Origin of the sequence: Bacillus sp. 7_6_55CFAA_CT2 (assembly GCF_000238655.1) — a bacterium.
GTDB lineage: Bacteria > Bacillota > Bacilli > Bacillales > Bacillaceae_G > Bacillus_A > Bacillus_A cereus.
In genome coordinates this window covers 133,154-150,522 of the sequence record NZ_JH414713.1, presented here as the reverse complement: position 1 = coordinate 150,522, position 17,369 = coordinate 133,154, and the positions used below count along the sequence as shown (strand labels likewise).

Below are 17,369 nucleotides of genomic sequence, written 5' to 3'. Positions count from 1 at the left end.
CTTAAATTTGTCTTGGTTTTTTTTACTTTATTATTTTCATATGTTCAAACGGATAATAAATGCCTGCTAACTTTCCTAACACATCTTCTCTATCAATAAAACCTAAACCATTTCTACTATCTTTACTTATTAAGCGATTATCTCCCATAACAAAAATCTTATTTTCAGGAACTGTAATCGGTCCAAAGTCCTCTGTTAAATTCATAAGTTTTTTTTCTGCTTGTTTTTTATTACTATCCAAATACTCTTCATCTTTCACTTCAGAATTTACATATAATTGATCATTTCTCATCTCAATTATATCTCCAGGCAATCCAATCACTCTTTTGACATAAAAATTATCTGTTTTCACAACAATAATATCTTCTCTCCCATAGCTTTCAAATTGTTTTGCTAACTTATTAACAATCACCTTATCTCCATCTTGCAACGTTGGCCTCATAGATGCTCCTTTTACAGTCGTCGGAAAAAACACAAAAATTTTCGCCAAAAACACCAATAAACATGCAATTGCAATAGTTCCAAAGAATTCACGCCAACGTTTTTTCTTTTGCATCATTTCACCAACTCATCATCTTTTTACTTTTATTATAAATAATACGACTGATGATTTTCTACAAAATTCTGAATTATAAAATTATAATATTAGAAATTTAAAAATAAAAATACTGATCAAATTAACAAGCAAAAAAGATACTCTCAAAATAGTCTATCCACTATTTTTGAGAGTATCTTTTTATAATCCCACATATATAATACACATTTGAGCAGCTACATATGTAAACCAAATCCAAAGTGGCTCATACTTTAATTTACGCCCTCCGATATCTGTCACGCCAATAATGAAATCAGAAATTACAAACAGTAAGCCACCAAACGCTGGTATCCACCATATCCCTGTATTTTCATAATATAAGGCGAATGCAAAGCAAGCCATTCCTCCAACCCACAATCCGTAAATTAGAGCTCCTATCGTAAACAACTTATCCTGCTTATCATTTCGGATAAAGAAGAACCATCCTACAATTAGAAAGAGCCCATATACGAGTAAGCCAACCCAAAAACCATTCCATGAAATTCCTGTTTGCAAAAATGCTTTTACATAAAAACAATGAGCAAGAGCGAAAGTAACCATCCCTCCAATTAATCGATGACCAATTGGAATCAGCCCAGCCATAAACAAATCTCCCACAGTCGATAAAGTCATACCAAGTGCAACCCACGTACTATACTCTACAGATGGATCTTGTAACCATATGCAAATTGCACTACCTGTTAAAGAAAAACTAAGAATAAGACGAATTGCTAAAGGTAACGGCATATTATCTTTCGTTCTTTTTGTCTGCCCCATTGCATAAATTGCACCAATAAAAAAAGAAATATTTGCCCAATTAACACCACGTAAAGTAGATTCATAATATTTTCTCCTCAATAAATGCTTTTTGTATCTTTTTTCGTTACACTTAGTCTATTATCCTTTTTCTATAAAAAAAGAAGAACAGTACTGTTCTTCCATTGTAATCGCTTTTCTGCTTTCTATGCTACTTGTTTTTCTTGCTCTATTTTTTGCTTAGCTGGCGTCCGATTTACTACAATAATTCCCGCGGCTACACATGCTAAACCGAGTAGCACAAATGAATGAATTGCTTCACCTAAAATCATGCTCGATAATAACACACCAAATACGGGTATAAAGAACATATACATAGATACTTTTCCAACCTTGTTATACTTCATAATTGTATTCCAAATGTAAAAACCAGCTGCAGATAAGAAAGATAAATAAATTAGCATAAGTAGTGCATGTAGACTAAATGTAAATGGCATGACTCCAACTTGTAAAGCCCCTATACATAATAATCCTATAGAACCAAAAATCATTTGGTATGCTGTCATATAACCAATATCTAATGTTTTACTACCTTCTTTTGCTAATATGTTTCCATATGAATACAGCATTGCTGCACTAAGAAGTAATAAGCTTCCGATTCCAAAATGAAATGATAAGCTACCATCACTCGGCATATTTACTAAAACGACGCCACAAAAGCCAATCGATACGCCAATTATTTTTCTCATATTGAGGGCATCATCTTTATATAAAAAATGGGCGAGTAAAATTTGAAAGAATGATGATGTCCCTGAAATGATAGCTCCTTCAATTCCCGAACTATAACTCATTCCAATATAAAAACAGATATATTGAAGAAACGTTTGGAATAAACCAATTTGTATTAACTGTTTCCCCGTTCCTTTTTTGAAGCTCATATCTTTTCCTAACAATTTAAAGAATAATAAGAGCATGAATCCAGATAAAAAGAAACGATAACCGGCAAATAATATTTGCTCTCCAACTTCTTGTGGTTGAATTCCAAGTTCAACATAACTTAATTTAATAAAAGGAAATGCGCTTCCCCATAAAAAAGTTGCTACTATTGCAGCAATAAATACGCCAATCGGATGGGTAAAAATTTTCTCTGTCTTCACTTGTTGTCTTCCTTTCCGACCTTTTTATGAACAATATTCATATATACCAGAGGAGTTGCGAAAACACAAGTTTTCCGTTTATACTTGAAACAAAACCGTACCATCTCATAAAAACATATGATATAATATAGAATAATTACAACATAAGAACTATTAAAAACAGATTCAACAGAAATGCTGCTATCCATTATGGATGGCAGCTTTCGTCGTTTTATAGGGGTTTCGATTTTGATTATTTTTCTCAATAAGAATGCGGAAGGAGCGGGTAGTAATGAACTCAGAAGTAAAAACGTTACAGTCAAAAGAAACAATTTCCCATCCCTCTTTATGGGACACATTAAAAAAACATTATGAACTTGTATTTGCAGTAGCATCTGGTATTTTTATTTTAGTTGGCTGGTTATTCACAAAGAACGATGTAATGAATGTAGGTATTACTTGCTATATCCTTGCTTATATAGTTGGTGGATATGCAAAAGCGAAAGAAGGCATTGAAGATACAATTGAAGAAAAAGAGCTAAATGTTGAAATGCTAATGCTCTTTGCAGCTATTGGTGCTGCAATTATTGGCTACTGGGCAGAAGGGGCTATCTTAATCTTTATCTTCGCGCTCAGCGGTGCTATGGAATCTTATACATTAAGTAAGAGCCAAAAAGAAATTTCCGCTCTTCTTGACTTACAACCCGAAGAAGCATTACGCATTTCCAACGGAACTGAGGAACGTGTTCCTGTTGGAGAGTTACAAATTAACGACATTATTTTAATTAAACCAGGTGAACGTGTTCCTGCTGACGGTACGATTCATAACGGTGAAACAAATATCGATGAAGCAGCAATCACGGGAGAACCTATTCCAAATGAGAAAAGACATGGCGATGAAGTATTTGCAGGTACTGTAAATTTACGTGGTGCTATCGAAATTAAAATTACGAAGCCGAGCGATCAAACATTATTCCAAAAGATTATCCGTCTCGTCCAAAGTGCACAAAGTGAAAAATCACCATCACAACTATTCATCGAAAAGTTTGAAGGAACATACGTAAAAGGTGTACTACTCGTTGTTGCGCTTATGATGTTCGTTCCTCATTTCTTACTTGACTGGAGCTGGAATGAAACGTTTTATCGCGCTATGATCTTACTTGTAGTCGCATCTCCTTGTGCACTCGTTGCTGCCATTACACCAGCAACGTTATCTGCAATTTCTAACGGAGCAAGAAATGGAATTCTCTTTAAAGGTGGCATACATTTAGAACGCCTCGCTTCAGTAAGAGCAATCGCCTTTGATAAAACAGGTACATTAACGGAAGGTAAACCTACCGTAACAGATGTATATGTTCGAGAAAATATAACAGAAAAAGAAGTACTTTCTATTACAGCATCCATTGAAAGTCACTCTACACATCCTTTGGCTGAATCTATTGTTAAATATGCACAACATGCGTACGACATTACATTAAAAAAACCTGAAAAGGTTGAAGATGTAACTGGTTTTGGGCTAAAAGGAATATTCGAAAACAACGCTTATAAAATAGGTAAAGCTGATTTTATCGGTGAAGAAACAAAAACATTTCATAATGGTATTTCTGCCTCACTTGAAAAGGAAGGTAAAACTGTCGTTTATATTAGTGATGAGGGAGGCATTCTTGGACTTATCGCTTTAAAAGATACGCTTCGCCAAGAAACAATAGCTGCTATTCGTGAATTACAAAGCATTGGTGTCGAAGCAATTATGATTACTGGAGATAATGAAGAAACGGCAAAAGCAATTGCCTCTGAAAGTAATATAAAGGAATATTACGCATCATGTTTACCAGAAACAAAAGTTGAAACGATTAAAAAGTTAAAAGAAAAATACGGTACAGTAGCAATGGTCGGAGACGGTATAAATGATGCACCTGCACTAGCTACTGCTAGCATTGGTGTCGCAATGGGAGAAGGAACAGATGTAGCTTTAGAAACTGCGGATGTTGTACTGATGAAGAACGAACTATCTCGTCTTTCCCAAGCAATTCGTTTATCAAAACGAATGAACCGTATTGTGAAGCAAAACGTAATCTTTTCGCTAGCCGTTATTGCCATGCTAATTTGTTCAAACTTCTTGCAATTTTTAGCTCTTCCATTCGGTGTTATTGGCCATGAGGGAAGTACGATTCTTGTCATTTTGAATGGCTTACGATTATTAAAAGGCAGCAAATAAAACGGGTCCCTCATAGAGGACCCGTTTTTTTTAATGATAGCTATTATGACCGTTCGCACTGCTACTCGTTTTATGCTTTGGATGCGAACTGCTCTTTTGTTTATTATTACTTTTATTGTTATGGTTCTTTTTATTATTACTCATGAAATATCCCCCCTGTTCCTTTTTATTATGGAACAAGAGCTCATTATTCATTACGGGAATTATTGTCACCGGTTCTATAATGGTGGAGTAAACCATTAATTTCACCGCCAAGTAAAATTACCCATCCAGTTAAGTAAAACCATAACATTAAAATAATGATACCACCGAGACCACCATATGTATTGGCGTAATTCGCAAACTTATCTACATAATAAGCAAATGAGTACGATACCACAATCCATCCTACAGTAGCAAATAACGCCCCTGAAATAACTTCTCTTCTTTTTAACTTTCGATCTGGGGCAAATGTATATAAGAAACTAAACAAAGCAAATAGCACGAAGAAACTCGCTACTAATCGTGTAATGCTCCACACGAAAGAAAAACTATCTGATAAACCGAGTGCTTTAAACACTGCTGCTCCAATAACTTGTCCGAATACCGGAACAATTAACGCAAAGACAATCATAAAAATAATGGCTAATGTAAACACAATTGATAACGCTCTTGTTGTAATAAAAGAACGTGTTTCCTTCACGTCATAAGCGCGGTTAAAAGCATTCATAACCGCATTAACACCATTTGAGGCAAACCATAACATGGATAATAAACCAAATGATAATAAACCACCATTTTGCTGGTTTACAACTTTATCTACATTTACCTCAATTAAGTTCATTGCATCATCTGGTACATAAACCTCTAATAAACTAAGCACATCCTCTGTTTGAATGGGAATAAATCCAAGAAGCGTAATTAAGAAAACGAGCCCAGGAAAAATTGCAAGCAAGAAGAAATAAGCGAGCTGTGCTGCCAAGCCCGCTACATCATCGCGCATCGTCCGGTCATATAAATCTTTACCAAACGAATAAGTACGATTTCTTCTCACCTTTTCTAAAATTTTTCTCATATATGTTTAAACGCTTTTCTTCTCTTCTTTATCTTGCTTTAACTCAATGTACGCTTCAGTTTTTTTTTCCACTGCATTTGAGTCTTTCATAAATAATTCACGCGCTTCTTTCATACCACCATCTTCAGCAACTACTGGCTCTTCTTCTGCTTTCAGCTCATCTACCTTTGGAGATACAGCTTGAATTTCAATCGTTTCTGGCTTTTCTTCTGGCTCAACTTTTTTCTTACTAAAAATTTCTTTCGTTTCTTTTAACGTCTCTACAACAGATGGCGTTAATTTTTTAATTTCTGCTACTTTCGCTTTTACCACATTGAAATCAGCAAGTTCGCGTCCTTTATCTGTAACAGTTTGCACTTTTTCTTTGATCTTTGCATTTTCACCAATTTCAATCATCTTTGTTTTTGCTTTTTCTGCTGTATTTTTTACTTTTTCACGGTTTTCTTTCTTTAACATGGATACAGCTACACCTGCCGCTACACCAATCGCAATGTTTCGAGCAATATTATTTTTCTTTGCCATATTCCTTCACCCTTTCATTTCTTATGTTAGAAAGTATTTCTTTCTAAGCTTCCTCATATTCCTTGTTCATTTCGAATGAAAGCTAATAGCTTTGCACACCCTTCTGTTACAAGGTCATATACTTCTTGGAAATTCCCTGTATAGTAAGGGTCAGGAACGTCTGTCCAGCCACCGTCTGGAACAAAGTCGGACAGCCTACCAATATAGCCTCCAGTTTTACCTAAACTTTTTAAATCTGCTATATTCTTGTTGTCCATGGCAATAATATAATCAAACTTTGTTAAGTCTTCTTTTTCTACTTGCCTTGCTTTAATTCCTTCAAAAGTGACTGCATTTTCTTTTAAAATTTTTTGTGTTCCTTTATGTGGCGGATGGCCAACATGCCAATCTCCAGTTCCTGCAGAATCAATGACAATTTTCTCTTCAAGTCCCTCTTTTACGACAAGATTTCGAAAAATCGCTTCTGCCATCGGAGAACGGCAAATGTTCCCAAGACAAACAAACAATACTTGAACCATACTTTTGTTTCTTCCCTTCTTGGTGCATTTCTTAATATATACTTATAGTATAAACAACCAATTATTAAATATAAAGGAAATCCCTACTAATTTAATGGGATTGAAAAGATTCATTAACGAAAATGATAAAAAATGTTAAGATAGCCTTATGTTATTTTAAAGGGGGACACTTCGGTGGATTTATCCGTAAAGTCAGAAGAAAACGTTGAATATATGGTCGAAGCTATTAAAGAAAAATTACGTATGGTTAATGCTGGAGCGATGAGAGCTGCTAGTTTTAACGAAGAAATGTACGAAGATTTACGTGACATTTATGAGCATGTTATGAAACGTGAAACATTCAGCATTAGTGAAATGCAAGCTATTACAGAAGAATTAGGTACATTAATTAAAAAGTAAAAAAGCCTCTCTTATATGAGGCTCTTTTTTATTTCCAACAAATTCATGACAACTCATCTCTTTCCCTCAACCAACTGTAAAATATTGTACAATAGAAGTAGAACCTCATCTTAGATTTTTTCTCCATACATACTACTCACAAATAATAGCAACACTACCATTGCTAACTGTTTTTACTGGAGGTGCTTACTTATGAGCAATTGGTACAGTAAGACGAAAGATCAAACATTAATTGACCTAGAAACAAACGAACAACACGGTTTAACAGATGAAATTGTAAGTGAACGTTTAAAGCAATACGGTTCTAATGAATTAGCTACAAAACAAAAACGCACTTTATGGCAGCGTATTTTCGCCCAAATTAATGACGTCCTCGTATATGTCCTTATTATTGCTGCCCTTATTTCTGCCTTTGTAGGTGAATGGGCGGATGCCAGTATTATCGCGCTTGTTGTAGTTTTAAATGCTGTTATCGGTGTTGTCCAAGAATCTAAAGCAGAACAAGCTTTAGAGGCACTAAAAAAGATGGCAACACCTAAAGCTATCGTCAAGAGACATGGTGAACTAAAAGAAATTCCATCTGAACACGTAGTTCCAGGGGATATCGTTATGCTCGATGCCGGACGATATATCCCATGCGATTTACGCCTTATTGAAACCGCAAATTTAAAAGTTGAAGAATCTGCTCTAACTGGTGAATCTGTCCCTGTTGATAAAGAGGCAATCTACCACCCTTCCATGCAAAGTGATGAACAAGTACCACTCGGCGATCAAAAAAACATGGCCTTTATGTCTACTCTTGTAACATACGGAAGAGGCGTCGGTGTTGCTGTTGAAACTGGAATGAACTCACAAATTGGTAAGATTGCTACCCTTTTACATGAAGCAGACGATGATATGACACCACTTCAAAAAAGCTTAGCACAAGTCGGAAAATATTTAGGCTTTGTCGCTGTAGCTATTTGTATCATTATGTTCCTCATCGGTTTTTTACAAGGCCGGGATACGTTAGAAATGTTTATGACTGCTATTAGTTTAGCCGTTGCAGCTATTCCAGAAGGCTTGCCAGCTATCGTTTCCATCGTTCTTGCAATTGGTGTGCAACGTATGATTAAACAAAACGTTATCATTCGCAAACTACCAGCTGTTGAAGCCCTCGGTTCTGTCACAATTATTTGTTCAGATAAAACAGGTACGTTAACGCAAAATAAAATGACCGTTACTCACTTTTATAGTGATAACACATACGATCGCTTAGAAAGTTTAAATGTAAATAATGATGCGCAACGTCTATTGTTAGAAAATATGGTGCTATGTAATGATGCGTCTTATAATAAAGAATCAAAAACGGGAGACCCGACTGAAATTGCACTTCTCATTGCTGGAACCACTTTTAACATGCAAAAAGATTATTTAGAAAAAATACATGAACGTGTTAACGAAGTACCTTTCGATTCAGATCGTAAAATGATGTCAACCGTGCATACATACGATGAAAGCTACTATAGCATGACGAAAGGCGCTATCGATAAGCTCTTACCTAGATGTACCCACATATTTAAAAACGGTAAAATAGAGGATCTAACAGAGGCTGATAAAAATCAAATATTAGAAGCTGCTGGGGCAATGTCTCGAGAAGCTTTAAGAGTGCTTTCATTCGCATTTAAACAATACAATTCAAGCAATGTGGATATAGATCATCTCGAAGAAAACCTCATCTTTATTGGTCTTGTCGGTATGATTGATCCACCGCGAACTGAAGTAAAAGATTCCATTACAGAATGTAAAAAAGCCGGTATTCGCACAGTTATGATTACTGGAGATCATAAAGATACCGCCTTTGCGATTGCCAAAGAACTTGGTATTGCTGAAGAAATATCTGAAATTATGATTGGAACTGAATTAGATAACATTTCAGATACAGAGCTAGCAAGCAAAATTAATCACTTGAATGTATTCGCGAGGGTCTCTCCAGAGCATAAAGTGAAAATTGTAAAGGCATTACGCGCGAAAGGAAATATCGTTTCTATGACTGGTGATGGCGTCAATGACGCTCCATCTTTAAAACAAGCAGATGTTGGCGTAGCGATGGGCATTACAGGAACAGACGTTGCAAAAGGGGCAGCAGATGTCGTGTTAACAGATGATAATTTCTCATCTATTGTGAAAGCCGTTGAAGAAGGTAGAAATATTTATCGTAACATAAAAAAATCAATTCTCTTTCTACTCTCTTGTAACTTCGGAGAAATTATCGCTTTATTTTTAGCGATTTTACTCGGCTGGGCAACACCACTACGACCTATTCATATTTTGTGGGTGAATTTAATTACAGATACACTGCCTGCATTATCACTTGGGGTTGATCCTGAAGATCCAGATGTGATGAAGGAAAAACCACGACATGCGAAAGAAAGCTTATTTAGTGGCAGCGTTCCTTTCCTGATTTTCAATGGAGTTATCATTGGACTTTTAACGCTAATAGCTTTTATCGCCGGAGCAAAATTCTATACTGGAGATACAAATTTATTCCCTCTTTTCCCAGAGCGAATTGATGAAGATGCTCTATTACACGCTCAAACGATGGCATTTGTCGTTCTTAGTTTTTCTCAGCTCGTTCATTCATTTAACTTGCGTTCAAGAACGAAATCCATTTTTTCAATTGGGGTATTTACAAATAAATATTTAGTCTTCTCTCTTCTTATCGGTATTTTAATGCAAGTTTGTATCATCTCTATCCCACCTCTTGCAAATATATTCGGTGTACATGCATTAACGATGCGAGATTGGGGATTTGTTCTCTTATTAAGTATCATTCCACTTGTTGTGAATGAGATTATTAAATTAGTGAAGAGAAACTAAAAGGCAATGAGGAATAGTCCTCATTGCCTTTTCATTTACCCTTGTAATTCTTTTTTAATGTTCTCAGTTAATGTAGCCATACGTTTGCGGCTTTCTTCACGCTCACGTTTGTTTTGCTCTTCAATTTGTTGTGTTTCTTGCATACCTCTTGAAATAATGTTCCAAGTTTCCTCAAGCGTTTCCATCTTAATACTAGAAGAACCTGATAATCTTGCTACTTCTACACTTTGCGTTGCGATATTTTGTGCATTTTTCTTAAGTAATTCATTTGTACGGCGATCCAGTTCAGCCATAGAATCTGCAACAAGCTTTTGACGCTTCGCATTTACCGCTTGAATGATACCATTTTTAAAAATAGGAATCGTTGTAATAAATGCTGTATTAATTTTACCAATTAATTTATTATTACCACGTTGAATCATACGAATTTGTGGTGCTGTAAGTAACGCAACCATACGTGCTTTTTCTAAATCATCAATACGTTGCTCTAAAATTTCAACAGAGTTTTTAAGCGACTCTAATTCAATACCTGCTAATTGATCATTATTACGCACACGCTCTTCATACATCGGAACTAATTCTGTATTTAAACGCTCTAATAGCATTTCTCCTGCTACTACGTACTTCTCTAAGTCTAAATAATATTTTAAGTTTTGCTCATACAAGCCATCTAACGTACCAATTGATTTTTTCATCTCATCTTGGTACTTCGTAATTTCCACATATACTTTATCAATTTCACGGCCCATCGTTTGATACTTGCTAAACATTTGTTCTATCATTTTATCCGCTTTTTTAAACATACGTGAGAAGAAACCACTTTTCTCTTCCGCAAAGTCTTTGCTATCAAATCTGTCCATAATTTTACCAAGCTGTTTTAATAATTCACCAGAATCTTCTATCTTTGATAATGACATTGTATGTAAAATTTGATCAGCAAAACGTGAAATTTCCATAGAAGGTTCTTTTCCAAGTTCAATTAATTCTAATTGATCTTTAATATCTACCGCATTATAAATACGTTGTACATCCGCATCTTTTCTAAGTTGTAAGCGAACATCTTGTGCTGTTTGCTCATTTAATTCTGTTTTCGGATCTAGTACGACTGGGTTATTCATATAGTATTCTCCCTTTCCTTATAAAAATGGACGAAATAGTCCTTTTATTGTTTGTGATAAATTTTTATAAGCTGATGAACCATGAAACTCAAGATCGAAATTAACCTCTTCAAGCCAATGGGAATCAAATGCCCCCGCTTCAATATACGGTTCAATATCGTTTCTTCCCGTTGGATTGAAATGGAATACATCTACTCCAATTTGATTTAAAAATAGTAATAAAACAGCATCAGAACGAGTTAACTCTCCACTCTTCTCATTATTAAATATAACAATTTTCGGTACATCTTGTGAATAATCAAATTTCTCAAGCTGTTCTAAAATATTCGGTGGTATTTGAGAAAGTTGCGCGAAAACATATAGCGCTACATCTTGTTTCGTCTCTTTCGCAATTGGTTTGCACATTTCACTTTCACACGTATGGATAATCGCTTCTGCAATCCCATGTTGTAAACCTTCCGGTAAACGCTTATGCGGCCACCAATGGCTATTCATAATTAAATCAGGATGTAATTTCCCCCCACGGTCTAATGCATCTCGGTAATGATATTGGAAATTTGCTTTTTGTTCTTTCGTAAACGGGAATGTATTAATTAATAAACTATTATCAAATGATGTAACAGCCTTTAATCGTTGAAAATACTCTTTATCATTCTTTGAAACACCTGATATTTTCGCAAATAAAGAAGGGATATAAATGTGTTTATTTTCAACAAAGAATGTCGGACGTACAAACGCCTTTTCTTTCGTAATTAAAAAGAGTTCATCATATGTTGTTTTTAGTGTACGAGCTACAGGCGTATAGGAACGGAATTGCCACGGCTTGTACAGCAGTGAATTATCATGGTGAAGTACTTGCTCAATTTCTTTTGAAGCTTGATACGCTACTGTTGCCACACGCTCGCGGCGGCGATCTGGAAATGGTTCAAGAGAAATACGGCCTGGATGAGACACAATAAAGGTCCTTCCCTCTTCATCGACATTCTCAAATCCATCTTTTCCTTCTGGATGATAATAAAGCACATCACAACCGAGCATAATAAGAAAGTATAAGAAATATATACGGCTTTCCTGTGCATCACCATACCAAACGATACGCGGCATTTGTTTCTTATAGTTAATTGTAGAGAACCACTTCGCTACGTAATTTTCGCTTAGTTTAATTATGTCGATTAAGAAACGACGGAAGCCTTCTGTCTTTAACGACTGATTATGTTGTTTCTCATATAATTTCAATAGTGAAATAAACGTCGTATGTATGTAATGCTGTAAATCAGGATTGTCTACTTTCGGTAAAAGTTGTTTCCCAGATAAGTGTGCAACTAACCTATTTACTGTCAGACCATTTGGTGCTTCTTGATGTAATCCGAACACTTCTTGAATATGACGAAGCTTTTCCGAATCAATCACTTTGTTTAAATTTTGTTCGTGTAAAACTTCGATTCCTTTCGCTTCACTATAATCAAACAGTTCATTAAAATATTCATCTACATCATTAGGAACGCCAAGGATTCGACATGCTATATAACTAAATTTCATCTCATTCTCTGTCAGTTCATATTGTGGACGTTTTTCTAAAAGCGTTTCAAATTGCTTTAAATCTGATTCATCTTTTAATGCATATGGTTGAAGTGTAAAACGTGAAAACACAACAGTTCACCTCCAAAAACATTTACGTTTTTTCTAAGTCCTTCTTCTATTATAAACTATTTTTGGTTATAAAAAATGGGCGCTCACAAAACGAGCAAACCCATTTCAATTATTTATTGTCTTCTTTAGTAGCTGCAACTTCTTCTTTAGCTTGTCCAGAATTCTTCATGTAGTGAATTATAAATGTTGCTCCAAATGCTACAACTAAAATAATAAAGAATAGTGTATGACTAATCTCAATCTCGATTAAAGACAGTAACATTTTCGATGCAATAATTAAGATTAAAATGTATGCTGTCGTTTCAAGCTCTGGAATACGCTCTAACAATTTCAAGAATACACCGGCAATACCACGCATCATTAAAATACCTAGCATTCCGCCTAATAATAAAATCCAAACTTCATTAGATACACCAAATGCAGCAAGTACACTATCTACAGAGAATGCGATATCCATTAATTCGACCATTGCAACTGTTCCCCAGAAGACACCGAACATTCTGAAGAAAATACTGTTTTGGTTCATACCATGAGCTTCCTCTTCTTCACCTGCACCTTTACGCTTATCAATAAAGTATTTTACTGATAACCAAGCAAGGTAAAGTGCACCAAGAAGTTTTACCCACCATAATTTAATTAAGAACATTCCAATTCCAATTGCAATAAAGCGGAATATATAAGCTCCAATAAGTCCATAGAATAATGCTTTTTTACGTTTCTCTTCAGGAAGGTGTTTTACCATTACTGCTAACACAAGTGCGTTATCAGCAGATAACAACCCTTCAAGTACAACAAGTGTACCAATTAATCCCCAAGATACTGGATCTTGCAACACTTTAATCCACATGTCCAAGTCGAAAAACTGAGCATACGTATCAAGGATTCCTTGCAAAATACTCATCTTACCTTTATCCCCTATTCTTTGCTAGATTTATAGAAAGGTCAAAAAAAGGAAACGAATATCGTTTCCTTTCTATGCATCCAAGCCATACGCTCTTACAAGCGCACCTAAACCACCTTGGAATCCACTTCCTACTGCATTAAACTTCCACTGTCCATTATGACGGTATAATTCACAAAAGACAACTGCTGTTTCGATGGAGAAATCTTCCCCTAAATCAAAACGAAGAACTTCTTCATTCGTCTCTTCATTCGCTAAACGAACAAACGCATTTCCTACTTGTCCAAAGTTTTGACTACGGCCTTCCGCATCATAAATCGTAACTGTAATAGCAATTCTGTGCACATCTGCTGGAACTTTCTTCAAATCTACAACAAGTTGCTCATCGTCACCTTCACCTTCACCTGTACGGTTATCTCCTGTATGTAAAACAGATCCACAAGGAGACTGTAAATTATTATAGAAGATAAAATCAGTTTCCTTCGTACATTTTCCGTTTGCATCTAATAAAAAGGCAGATGCATCTAAATCGAAATCGGCTCCGCCGTCATAAGATTTAATATCCCATCCAAGACCAATTACTGCTTTTGTTAAACCAGGGCTTGTCTTACCTAAATCGATTTTCTGGCCTTTTTGTAATTGAATAACCATCTATATTCACCTCTATATTTTTATCTTTAAAAATATATCCATCAGTAAACATACATTTCACCGATGGATATACAAATCAAATCTATTACTCTACATCTAAACCAAAGTTATTACATAGAGACGCTAATCCACCTTGGAATCCACTTCCGATTGCATTGAATTTCCAGTCACCTGCATGACGATATAATTCACCTACTACTACGGCTGTTTCAATAGAGAAATCTTCTCCTAAATCGTAACGAATTAATTCTGCATTCTTTTCTTCGTCGAGAATACGTACGAAAGAATTAGAAACTTGTCCGAAGTTTTGGCTACGGCCTTCTCCATCATAAATTGTAATTGTGAAACAAATACGTTCGATGTGAGCAGGAACATTTTTCAAATCTACTTTAATCGCTTCGTCATCGCCTTCACCTTCACCAGTGCGGTTATCTCCTAAATGCTCTACAGCACCATTCGCACCTTTTGGATTATTATAGAAAACGAAATCTTCAGCTCCTGAAACTTTACCATTCGCACCTACTAAGAAAATACTAACATCTAAGTCGAAATCGTTTTGTCCGTCATAACGATTCGTGTCCCAACCAAGTCCTACAAGAACTTTCGAAAGACCTGGATTCGTTTTTGTTAAGTCTACCTTTTGTCCCTTTTTCAATGAAATTGATGCCATATACAATTCCTCCTCGGTTATTTTATTGATAACGTGATACAATCTCACTTAAGTTTTTATCTTGCGTGCCTTCTCCAACTGCTGAAAACTTCCATTCACTTCCGTGACGATACATTTCACCTGCAATTAGAGTCGTTTTGCCAGCATAATTATCCGATAAATTATAGCGTGCTAATTCTTCACCAGTTTGCGGGTTTTGAATACGAATATATGCATTACGAATCATCCCAAAATCTTGACGACGATTTACACAGTCATAAATATTTACAACGAATACTAAACGATTAATACGGCTCGGAACTTTATGTAATTCTACGAAAATTGTTTCGTCATCACCAGCGCCTTCACCTGTTAAATTATCTCCTGAATGAATAATACTACCACAAGTAGAAAGTTTATTTCCGAAGTAAACTAAATCATTTTTGTTTAAAAAACGATCTCCTTCTAACATAACAACAGATGCATCACAATCTACATTTGGTTTACTTCCAAATAATGAAGACAGAAATCCACCTGATTGCCCAATTGGATCCCAGCCTAAGCCAACCTGTAGTTTTGCTACTTTTGGTTGTCCTTTCGTTAAATCGATCTTTTGACCTTTTTCTAAAATAATAGGCATGAAGTTTCTCCCTTTCTACAAAGCATTTTCCAAATCGGAAAATATTGTATTCTTCTCTTATATTGTAGCATTATTTACCTAGCGATAAAAAGGATAAATTCTCAGTTATATGAAAACATTCATATAATTTACTTATGATGATGTAAGAAGTGGTAAATAGCACCAATCATTCCTGCACAATTACCGTTTTGTGCAAGTTCAATCTCACAATTATTATAAATCTCTTGATTTAAGTATTTACTGATTTCTTCTTTTACTTCTTTTAAAAACTCATTTCCTCTATCGGTAATTCCTCCACCAATAATAATCGTTTCTGGATTAAAAATATAAGCAAGATTACTAATTCCGATTGCCAAATGTTTAAAGAAGATCCCAACTGCTTGAGCAACTTCCCGATCTCCTTTATCATACAACTCGAAAATTCTTTTCCCATTCCACTCGCCTTTGCCTTTATATTTTCTTACAAGCCGAATTAATCCTGAAATCGAAGCAACCTCTTCAAACGTTTTTCCTTCTATTAGCATATTCCCCCATTCACCAGCACTAAATGAATGTCCTCGGTACAATTCTCCATCTATAAAAATTGCTCCCCCAACTCCTGTTCCAATGGTGAGCATAATAAAGTTCTTTTTCTCTCTTCCACTACCATTCCACTTTTCTCCAAACGCTGCACAATTCACATCATTGTCAATCGATACTGGAACTTTTAATATCTCTTGCAATCTATCAATAATAGGAATAGTACTATATCCCGGAATATGATCGGCACCTCCCATCACAATTCCTTTATTAATATCAACAATTCCCGCAGTGCTAATACCAATTCCTGCAATAGTATGTTCATTCATTATTTCTTTGGATACATATATAAGTTTTTGAATAATTTGTTCTCCGCCTAAATGAATTTCTGTTGCAACTGTTTTATGCTTTAATACTCTCCCTATTTCTGAAACAATACCATACTTAATTTGCGTACCGCCAATATCAAACGCTATATACACTTTCATCTACTGCCACTTCCTCTACCGTTATAAATGTAAATTCTCCACCTCTACTATTTGTAGAAAATCTACATTAACTCCTTTCTGCTTTGACAAATACACCACCTTTTTCTATATATAGTTTTTTTTGCATAAAACTCTTTTTCCTAAGAAATATTACAAAGGGATGTATTGATGGAATATTAATTTCTTAGGAGGAAAACCATGACGAAAATCTTCATTTTAGCATCAACACTCTCTTTATCTTTTTTTAGCGGTTTAAATATCGGTAATGCCGCAACTGAAAACTTCCAACCATTAACAAACGCTATTGTACAAAATAGCGATCATTTTGCAGAAGGAAACTCAAAGGATAATAATAAACCTCCAGGAAATAACGGTTCTCAGGACGATAGTGGCTCTGGTGGCAATGGTTCTGGTGGCAGCGGCTCTGGTGAAAACGGTTCTGGCGGTAACGGTTCTGGTGGCAGTGGCTCTGGCGGCAACGGTTCTGGTGGCAGCGGCTCTGGTGAAAACGGTTCTGGCGGTAACGGTTCCGGTGGTAACGGTTCTGGTGGCAGTGGCTCTGGCGGCAACGGTTCCGGCGGTAACGGTTCTGGTGGCAGTGGCTCTGGCGGCAACGGTTCTGGCGGTAACGGTTCTGATGGCAGTGGCTCTGGCGGCAACGGTTCCGGCGGTAACGGTTCTGATGGCAGTGGCTCTGGCGGCAACGGTTCCGGCGGT

General features: G+C 35.9%; 15 protein-coding genes and 2 pseudogenes. 4 read left to right on the top strand and 13 right to left on the bottom strand.

Annotation, left to right across the window (positions count from 1 at the left end):
• Positions 1 to 22 precede the first annotated feature (22 nt).
• The 3 genes and pseudogenes from lepB to HMPREF1014_RS25335 form a co-directional block, all read right to left on the bottom strand.
• Positions 23 to 559 carry a signal peptidase I gene (gene lepB / locus HMPREF1014_RS25345; protein WP_000983307.1) on the bottom strand — a complete coding sequence of 179 codons (537 nt, stop codon included), beginning with the start codon at positions 557 to 559 and terminating at the stop codon, positions 23 to 25.
• Between the two features lie 177 nt (positions 560 to 736).
• A pseudogene (locus HMPREF1014_RS25340) lies at positions 737 to 1,416 on the bottom strand (lysoplasmalogenase).
• Positions 1,417 to 1,536: 120 nt separating this feature from the next.
• Positions 1,537 to 2,487, bottom strand: a complete 951-nt coding sequence (locus HMPREF1014_RS25335; protein WP_000845726.1) for a DMT family transporter — start codon at positions 2,485 to 2,487, stop codon at positions 1,537 to 1,539.
• 271 nt (positions 2,488 to 2,758) lie between these two features.
• On the opposite strand from HMPREF1014_RS25335, the gene HMPREF1014_RS25330 reads away from it, so the two are divergent.
• Positions 2,759 to 4,684, top strand: a complete 1,926-nt coding sequence (locus HMPREF1014_RS25330; protein WP_001083772.1) for a heavy metal translocating P-type ATPase — start codon at positions 2,759 to 2,761, stop codon at positions 4,682 to 4,684.
• Between the two features lie 187 nt (positions 4,685 to 4,871).
• On the opposite strand, the gene HMPREF1014_RS25325 is transcribed toward HMPREF1014_RS25330, so the two are convergent.
• From HMPREF1014_RS25325 to HMPREF1014_RS25315, 3 genes are read right to left on the bottom strand one after another with little or no spacing between them, the layout of a single operon-like run.
• On the bottom strand, positions 4,872 to 5,738 hold the full coding sequence (locus HMPREF1014_RS25325; protein WP_001226536.1) for a YihY/virulence factor BrkB family protein: 867 nt from the start codon (positions 5,736 to 5,738) through the stop codon (positions 4,872 to 4,874).
• A 6-nt stretch (positions 5,739 to 5,744) separates the two neighbouring features.
• Entirely contained in the window at positions 5,745 to 6,260 is a 516-nt protein-coding gene (locus HMPREF1014_RS25320; RefSeq protein WP_001085388.1) for a DUF4075 domain-containing protein, read from the bottom strand.
• 53 nt (positions 6,261 to 6,313) lie between these two features.
• The gene (locus tag HMPREF1014_RS25315; RefSeq protein WP_000250916.1) at positions 6,314 to 6,778 is read right to left on the bottom strand and encodes a low molecular weight protein-tyrosine-phosphatase; all 465 of its coding nucleotides are present in this window, start codon (positions 6,776 to 6,778) and stop codon (positions 6,314 to 6,316) included.
• A gap of 174 nt (positions 6,779 to 6,952) precedes the next feature.
• On the opposite strand from HMPREF1014_RS25315, the gene HMPREF1014_RS25310 reads away from it, so the two are divergent.
• Both HMPREF1014_RS25310 and HMPREF1014_RS25305 read left to right on the top strand, forming a co-directional pair.
• Entirely contained in the window at positions 6,953 to 7,177 is a 225-nt protein-coding gene (locus HMPREF1014_RS25310; protein WP_000366197.1) for a DUF1128 domain-containing protein, read from the top strand.
• Positions 7,178 to 7,369: 192 nt separating this feature from the next.
• A complete protein-coding gene (locus tag HMPREF1014_RS25305; protein WP_000073693.1) occupies positions 7,370 to 10,036 on the top strand; it encodes a cation-translocating P-type ATPase in 2,667 nt (888 codons plus the stop codon).
• 35 nt (positions 10,037 to 10,071) lie between these two features.
• On the opposite strand, the gene HMPREF1014_RS25300 is transcribed toward HMPREF1014_RS25305, so the two are convergent.
• The 7 genes from HMPREF1014_RS25300 to HMPREF1014_RS25270 all read right to left on the bottom strand — a co-directional run bounded on the left by HMPREF1014_RS25300 (position 10,072) and on the right by HMPREF1014_RS25270 (position 16,652).
• Positions 10,072 to 11,154 carry a toxic anion resistance protein gene (locus HMPREF1014_RS25300; RefSeq protein ID WP_001064406.1) on the bottom strand — a complete coding sequence of 361 codons (1,083 nt, stop codon included), beginning with the start codon at positions 11,152 to 11,154 and terminating at the stop codon, positions 10,072 to 10,074.
• A gap of 18 nt (positions 11,155 to 11,172) precedes the next feature.
• On the bottom strand, positions 11,173 to 12,804 hold the full coding sequence (locus tag HMPREF1014_RS25295) for a YceG family protein (protein ID WP_000492867.1): 1,632 nt from the start codon (positions 12,802 to 12,804) through the stop codon (positions 11,173 to 11,175).
• Between the two features lie 109 nt (positions 12,805 to 12,913).
• Positions 12,914 to 13,705 carry a TerC family protein gene (locus tag HMPREF1014_RS25290; protein WP_000025688.1) on the bottom strand — a complete coding sequence of 264 codons (792 nt, stop codon included), beginning with the start codon at positions 13,703 to 13,705 and terminating at the stop codon, positions 12,914 to 12,916.
• Positions 13,706 to 13,777: 72 nt separating this feature from the next.
• A complete protein-coding gene (locus tag HMPREF1014_RS25285; RefSeq protein WP_000236642.1) occupies positions 13,778 to 14,356 on the bottom strand; it encodes a TerD family protein in 579 nt (192 codons plus the stop codon).
• An 85-nt stretch (positions 14,357 to 14,441) separates the two neighbouring features.
• The gene (locus HMPREF1014_RS25280; RefSeq protein ID WP_000146726.1) at positions 14,442 to 15,026 is read right to left on the bottom strand and encodes a TerD family protein; all 585 of its coding nucleotides are present in this window, start codon (positions 15,024 to 15,026) and stop codon (positions 14,442 to 14,444) included.
• A 22-nt stretch (positions 15,027 to 15,048) separates the two neighbouring features.
• Entirely contained in the window at positions 15,049 to 15,645 is a 597-nt protein-coding gene (locus HMPREF1014_RS25275; protein ID WP_001121586.1) for a TerD family protein, read from the bottom strand.
• A 128-nt stretch (positions 15,646 to 15,773) separates the two neighbouring features.
• Positions 15,774 to 16,652, bottom strand: a complete 879-nt coding sequence (locus HMPREF1014_RS25270; protein WP_000870141.1) for an ROK family protein — start codon at positions 16,650 to 16,652, stop codon at positions 15,774 to 15,776.
• A gap of 198 nt (positions 16,653 to 16,850) precedes the next feature.
• Here HMPREF1014_RS25270 and HMPREF1014_RS32320 point away from each other — a divergent pair.
• Positions 16,851 to 17,369, top strand: a pseudogene (locus tag HMPREF1014_RS32320) (cell wall anchor protein); the annotation flags it as partial.